A 6,644-nucleotide genomic window follows, 5' to 3' on the forward strand; every position below is an offset into this window, starting at 1 on the left:
AAGATACATAACTTATAAAGGTTAGATTTTCTTCATAGGAGAAAAGTACCTGCGATAGAGTCTGTTTATGAACGAAAGAGGGGAGTCAGCTATAAATTCAGAGGCACGCCGGCGAATAACTTGCCAACAGAAAATAAAGGTAGGATATATTTTGCTGTTCAATATTTCCTCTTTGGCTCTTTTTACCTCTCGATAACTCTTAATCCAATTTTCTGAAGCGCCACCAAGACGCATATTTGCAATTGTTTTGTTAATATAAATGAATTCAATCCCGGCTTTATACATCTTTAAAAGGAGATGATAATCCATTGCTAACTTGTAGCTTGTATCAAACAGGCCCATTTGATTATACACATTCCTGTCTACAAATACAGTTGGATGGTTTATAGTCATTTCCTGGGGAAGGAGGGAAGCATTTGGCATTACATTCATCCCCTTGCTTCCATCCTCATTCCAGTATTGCATATTACCATGTATTATACTTCCTGGCTTATAACATTTTACCACTTCCCCTATGGCATCTATTTCAAACCAGTCGTCAGCATTGATTATTCCAATCAATTCACCTGTTGATAGAGTAATACCCTTGTTGAAGGCATCACTTATACCTTTATCAGGACCACTAACCCAATAGGCTATTTGATTTTCGTACTTTTTAATTATGTCTAAAGTATTGTCAGTTGAGCCTCCATCAACAATGATGTATTCTATGTTTTTGTAATCCTGGTTTAATACACTTAAAATGGTCTGCTCAAGATACTTATCTCCGTTATAGACAATTGTAATAACAGATACTAAAGTACCCTCCGAAGCATGTGTTCTTGATTTGTTGTAGAGATATCCTCCCTCCAATTGATGGGCCATTTTTCTTAATTGAGAAACTTAGATATAATAATAGTCTTCAACGATAACCAGAATATGCAACTTTAGAGGATACTAGACTTTTAATTGCTCTCTATGACTTCCTTATACAGGTTAAGGTATTTTTGGACAATAATTGTAGCGTCAAATACATTCAAAACTTTTTCCCTGGCGCTATGAGCTAATTCGGAAGCATTTGGATATGACAATACCCAATCAATTCCATATGCTAAATCATTTGTTTCATAAGGGGTTGCAAGGTATCCGTTTTTCTTATGATCAACAATATCGAGTAGACCTGTTGATCCGAATGCCACAACAGGTGTACCACAGCTTAATGATTCTGTAGCCATTTGTCCGAAGGCTTCCTGTAAACTCGGTACAACTATAACATCTGCTGCACTATAAAGTAGTTTCAGTGATACGTTATCGTAAAAAGTGCCCAGATAATGCGCTGTGTGGTTAAGATTCTGTGGTTCTTCTGGCTGATTACTTCCTACCACGAGTAACTCTACATCAGCTCTCACCAATTTATTTAATGCTTCTATTAGCAGTTTAAAACCTTTATTTAGATCTTCTGTAGCACTTTTGGCTCCAAATAAAATTAATTTTTTAGCCTCTGGTAAACTTAATAACCGACGGGCAGTTAACTTATCTACAGGTGAAAAAACTGTTGTGTCTAAAGGTATTGGTATAGTTAAGATATTGCGCCCTTTGAAGAGAGGACTATCTGATGCACTTTTAGAAAGCCAAACGCTAGGGCCGGTGACGGTTAACTTTTTAATTTTGGAATAAGTCTTAAGTTTCCTTTTAAAAACCGAATGACTTAAATCTGATATCTTTTCTGAGCCCAATACGGGGCATGCCCCACAGCTACTCTGATATTTTTCACAGCTTAACCTCACGTGGCAACCTCCGGTAAATGCCCAACTGTCATGTAATGTCCAAACAATGGGAGCCTTAATGTCAGCTATTTCTTCAATGCTTAGCATACCATTCCCAATCCAATGTAAGTGAACAATATCGGGATTCAGGTCATTTATCCTCTTTGGTATACCGCTCAACGGAAGCCAAGAAGGTGAGAAGGGCGCCTTTGAGCGGTTCTTGTACCTAGTAGTGGGAAGTTTATCAAGAAACGGTCGAACAGAAGCAGCAGCTTTTTGCTGGTTGGTTTGCGGACCGATAACATTAGTATTATTACCGGATTTAGACTGTACTAACAACGTACTATCTACATTCGCCTTTAGAAGCCCCTGATGTAGCCGATTTGCTGCACGAGCTGCTCCGCCTTCTAAATCAGATGCGTTGACATGTACTACCTTCATCTAAATCTATTTCTTGAAAGTAACCCTTAAAAGTTTATTGAAAGCTCTGGTTGAGACTGACTTTCTGTTAAACGCGTGATCGCAAAGCCAACTATCATAATTATTGTCTACAAAAGTAGATAAGTCCACTGCAATCTCATGTACTGGCACCGCATTGTTTACAGGATCAAAGTTGACAAGGTGAGTAGAACCTTCACCATAGCCAATATTGGAAATCATGTTTTTGTTTGGGGTTATAAACTTAGCATTTCGCTTGAGAATCTGATAAGAGAACTGATAATCCCACGTATTTATTTCACCTTTAGCAGTCTTTGAAAATGCTCTTTGGAAATATCTTCTAGTCTCTTTTGAAGCACGTTGCAGCAGAGGAATGTCGTTTATGTTGCCCGACCAGTCCTTCATACTCCTGTCATATTGTTTCCAGACGCGGCGCCACGTTGCCCACCCCCAAATCAGAGGGAAGCTAATTAAAGAAATGTTTTGAGCTATCGCAGGATTTACTGGGGCACGATAATCCCCTGTAATTCCATAAATATCTTCATGATCCTTGAATTTCTTCAGGGCTTCCTCAGCGTACCAATAAAAACTCTGGCTTGGCAGACAGTCATCTTCAAGGATAATGCCCATTTCTTCCTGCTCAAAGAACCAAGTGATAGCCCCACTTACAGCAGCTCCGCAACCTATGTTTTTATCCCTGAAAAGTGTTTTAATGTCACAATCCCAGTCAACATTGTCTAATATGAAATTTCTGACTGCCTGAACTTTATCTGCTTCACCTTCCCTGCTTTCTCTGGCACCGTCTGCAGCTACATAGAGCCTGGGAGGCTTCGCCGACCTGATCGATTGAAAGACCTTTCTAGTTGTATCTAGTCGGTTAAACACAATAAAAAGTACCGCCGTATTTAGTGCAGCAGGTGGAATAAAAGATGTATTACTTTCCATTCAATAAACAGTCAAGTTTAGCCACATGAAGGTGATGTAAACTTACTAAGTTTAATAATAAATTTGTTTTCAAAAAGGATTTTAGGCGCACACCCACTTATATAATTACTTTCAAAGTAAGTACAGGCTTTAAATTCTATAACCCCTATGCTTTTTAAGATACCAGGTTGATATCATCAACATTTCTGTAAAATACAGTGTTAGGCGTTTTACAGTACAGTGTATAATTTTTTGATTCCAAAAATAAATTAATATCTGATTTAAGAATATCTTCGATACAAGAGTGAAGGATTTCGACAAGGATTATGGTAGGTCTGTACTTTTCCCAGTTATTTGATTCAAGAACAACTAAATCCAAACCTTCCACATCAACGGATAGAAAGGAGATTCTTTTGTTTTCAGACAAGTATGAATCTAACACTTGATGTAAAGGCAATGTCTTAATCTGTTTTCTGTCTATTATGGAATAGTTTGTATGATCGTTTCTCTCTTCAGCAACCTTTAGGTTAAAGCCATTAAGTGCTGGCTCATCGAACATATAATATGTTAGGGTTTGTTCGACTTTAGAGATACCTACTTCGAGGTTAATATCCAGTGGTCTGATTTTATTAAATACATCCATGCTTTTTGGCATGGGATCTATATTTATTCCTCTCCACCCTTTTTTATAAAAAATGTAAGTATTGGAGAACCTTTTAGGGTGGTGTGCCCCCACGTCAACATATACACCCTCTAAATGATTTTCAAATATCCTGTTCAAAAGAAGGTCTTCACCTTCCTGTGCATAGGATACATTTCCAAATCTTAAATCAACAACTTTATTGAAGAAACGAGCTAATTTTTGGTACATGTTGCTATCAGTTTTCTCTTCTGATTACAAATATACCCTTTAAATACAGTTTTGTAATTCCTTTTGTGCTGTGGAATAAAAAATTACTTATAAAAGATGAGGTGGCATAAGAAACTAAAGTGGCAAAGGCGGCTCCTTGAATACCAAAAAGCGGTATAAGTATTGTATTTAAAATTATGTTAGTGATAAGTCCTATCATGGTTCTATAAAGAGAAACTGTGGATTTCCCTTCAATTACTAATTGCTGACTACTTGCTACGCCTATAAACACAAACAAGCTTGACCACACATGGATATTTAAAACAGAAGCCGCACCCTCATATTGTTGCCCATATAACAATGAGATGATAGGAGAACTAAAAACGACGATTGACATAGACAGTAATAAGCTAATATAAATTAATATGCCATATAATTTAATTAGCTTTTGTTTATAAAGGTAATTGTCATTTTTGCTTCTAACTAGTGAGGGGAATACTGAATTTGTAATAACCATTGGAATGATAAAAAACAATTCGGTTATCCTTACAGCGGCAGAATACTTACCAACTTCGGAGGAGCCGAGAAGGTTTTTTATCATAATTTGGTCTATCCTCATATAAAGTATAACAGTTAAAGCAGATATGATTAATGGCCAGCTTGCTCTTAAAAGAGATTTAGCAATGGCTGTTTCCCATGTCCATTCTTTTATGTCTGTAACAAACCTGTTATTCGTATAAACCAGGAGAAAGATTGACGCTAAGCACAAGTCTATTATAGTGGCAAGAGCAAAGAAAAAAACAGAATAATTGTTAATGAGCAGGTATATCTTGAATAACGATGTTAAAACATAAGCAGAGTTCTTCAAAATTACAGATATTCTTGATTTAAGATGTGCCTGTAAGTATAGATCAATAACATCAATAGACTGAAAAATAAAACTGAAACTTAGTATGGCTATAACAAAGAAGGAAGTCTGATCTTGATTATAGTCCAATAGATATGAGGTGGAAAGCGCTAAGATGACTGCTGCAAGTGCTCCTAGAAAGCGCATAATAAAACCAGTTCCCAACAAATGGTTATCTGGATGGTCCTTAGTTACAAACTCTTTTACCAAGGTTGTATCTAACCCGAGGTTCACAAAAGCAGAGAAAATAGCGATAAAAGCTTGCCCATAGTTCAGCTTCCCAAATTGTTCAGGACCTAAATATCTTGCTATCCAGACACCAATTACCAGGCCTAGCACCATCTTAATCCCTTTATCTAGAAATAACCAAATAATGTTGTTAATGATCTTGCCGGAACCAGAGTTCAGAAATTTAAGAATGAACGTTGTCATCAAAATAGGGAGCCTCTATCAGTACTAAAATACAAATGTACAAATCTGAAATTTCCTATTAGAATTGTTGGTGAAATTAAACCGGAGGAACATAAGAAAGTCTTCCTTACTTTCATAAAATCACTCTGATACTATGCCATCAAAAATAATTACTATTAATGCCAAAAAAATATGTTTGACTAGTATTATAGCTGATATTAACCTCATTAGTAATGCATTTATTGGTTTTTAAAACTTTAAGATTTTACCCTTTTCCAATTTTATGTGCTATTTCTTCTTAAACTTTCGCTGTATATTTGGCAAAAGTTCAGAAGTATGCAACAATTAGAAGAGAAGGAACTGATGACCAAGTCAAGAGCTAATGACGAAATAGACTTGTCAGTCCTTTTTAATTTTATCAGAAATTTTTTTGAAAGAATAAATGGTGGTATAGCATTTACTGTAAGGGCTGTTAAGTTAAATAAGCTTTTGTTGATCCTTTTTGTGGCTTTAGGTGGCGGTTTAGGATTTCTAGCTTTTAAAGTAACCAAACCCTACTTCACTTCCACTATGACTCTTGTGCTGGCAGATATCCGGAATGAGTTTGTAGAGGATCAGTTACTCAAGCTATCCGCAATGATCAAGGATGATAACTTTATTGAGGTTGCTAATGCTCTGGATGTGAGCGCAGAAGCTGCCAACGAAATAAAAAGTATGAAGTTTATCAACCTCGATGAAGCTAGAATATCTGAGGATAGTATTTTGATGGGGTCCCCGTTTAGAATCGAATTGTCCTTGTACGATAACAAACTATTCAACTCGATGGAGCCGGCAATTACCAACTATCTGGAGAACAACCGGTATTTTTCCAAGCAGAAGCGAATTAAGCAAAGACAAGTTGAAGGGGTTATTGCCAAACTAAAAAATGAAATCTCATCCATAGATAGCCTTAAGACCACAGTGTCATCTCCGCGAGGACCAGTCGGAGGGTTTGTGTATGGTGAGCCCTTGGATCCCACAAACCTTTATCGTGAGAGTATCGGGATGTATAAAGAGCAAGCCAAGTTAGAGGCTGAACTAGAACAACTTGATAATATTCAGGTAGTAACCGGTTTTTCTCCGCGCGCTAACCCAACCGGACCCAATATGATAAAATATGTTGGTTTCGGTATGCTGATTTTTTCATTTTTCGGATTGATCTTCGTTTATAGAAAAGAAAAAGCAAGGATGTAATATCTGTTAACTGTCTCGTCCTGAAATAAGTTGACGGATTTTAGACGAAATTACTCTTTAAACTGAGACCTCCAATGCGTTTGTGTTGGAGGTTTTCTTTTTCCACTGTTTTATTTCCAGTTCCTGCTGTCGGTGC

General features: G+C 36.9%; 6 protein-coding genes. 1 reads left to right on the top strand and 5 read right to left on the bottom strand.

Annotated elements, in window-relative coordinates; all coding sequences use genetic code 11:
• Positions 1–21: 21 nt before the first annotated feature.
• The 5 genes from ACFSRY_RS02170 to ACFSRY_RS02190 all read right to left on the bottom strand — a co-directional run bounded on the left by ACFSRY_RS02170 (position 22) and on the right by ACFSRY_RS02190 (position 5,296).
• Entirely contained in the window at positions 22–864 is an 843-nt protein-coding gene (locus tag ACFSRY_RS02170; protein ID WP_377502985.1) for a glycosyltransferase family 2 protein, read from the bottom strand.
• 80 nt (positions 865–944) lie between these two features.
• Positions 945–2,186: a glycosyltransferase family 4 protein gene (locus tag ACFSRY_RS02175; RefSeq protein WP_377502987.1), complete on the bottom strand. Its 1,242-nt coding sequence runs from the start codon at positions 2,184–2,186 to the stop codon at positions 945–947.
• A 6-nt stretch (positions 2,187–2,192) separates the two neighbouring features.
• A complete protein-coding gene (locus tag ACFSRY_RS02180; RefSeq protein WP_377502989.1) occupies positions 2,193–3,128 on the bottom strand; it encodes a nucleotide-diphospho-sugar transferase in 936 nt (311 codons plus the stop codon).
• Positions 3,129–3,282: 154 nt separating this feature from the next.
• Entirely contained in the window at positions 3,283–3,978 is a 696-nt protein-coding gene (locus ACFSRY_RS02185) for an FkbM family methyltransferase (RefSeq protein WP_377502991.1), read from the bottom strand.
• A 7-nt stretch (positions 3,979–3,985) separates the two neighbouring features.
• Positions 3,986–5,296: a flippase gene (locus tag ACFSRY_RS02190; protein WP_377502993.1), complete on the bottom strand. Its 1,311-nt coding sequence runs from the start codon at positions 5,294–5,296 to the stop codon at positions 3,986–3,988.
• A gap of 315 nt (positions 5,297–5,611) precedes the next feature.
• Here ACFSRY_RS02190 and ACFSRY_RS02195 point away from each other — a divergent pair, with 315 nt between their 5' ends.
• Complete coding sequence (locus tag ACFSRY_RS02195; RefSeq protein WP_377502995.1) at positions 5,612–6,508, top strand: chain length determinant protein; 897 nt, start codon at positions 5,612–5,614, stop codon at positions 6,506–6,508.
• Positions 6,509–6,644 lie beyond the last annotated feature (136 nt).

Origin of the sequence: Pontibacter locisalis (genome assembly GCF_042684605.1) — a bacterium.
GTDB classification, from domain to species: Bacteria; Bacteroidota; Bacteroidia; order Cytophagales; family Hymenobacteraceae; genus Pontibacter; species Pontibacter locisalis.

Bases quoted from the DNA above. Each gene is read 5' to 3' on its own strand.
- ACFSRY_RS02190 (WP_377502993.1), bottom strand. From the start codon at position 5,296: ATGACAACGTTCATTCTTAAATTTCTGAACTCTGGTTCCGGCAAGATC.
- ACFSRY_RS02195 (WP_377502995.1), top strand. From the start codon at position 5,612: ATGCAACAATTAGAAGAGAAGGAACTGATGACCAAGTCAAGAGCTAAT.
- ACFSRY_RS02170 (WP_377502985.1), bottom strand. From the start codon at position 864: ATGGCCCATCAATTGGAGGGAGGATATCTCTACAACAAATCAAGAACA.
- ACFSRY_RS02185 (WP_377502991.1), bottom strand. From the start codon at position 3,978: ATGTACCAAAAATTAGCTCGTTTCTTCAATAAAGTTGTTGATTTAAGA.
- ACFSRY_RS02175 (WP_377502987.1), bottom strand. From the start codon at position 2,186: ATGAAGGTAGTACATGTCAACGCATCTGATTTAGAAGGCGGAGCAGCT.
- ACFSRY_RS02180 (WP_377502989.1), bottom strand. From the start codon at position 3,128: ATGGAAAGTAATACATCTTTTATTCCACCTGCTGCACTAAATACGGCG.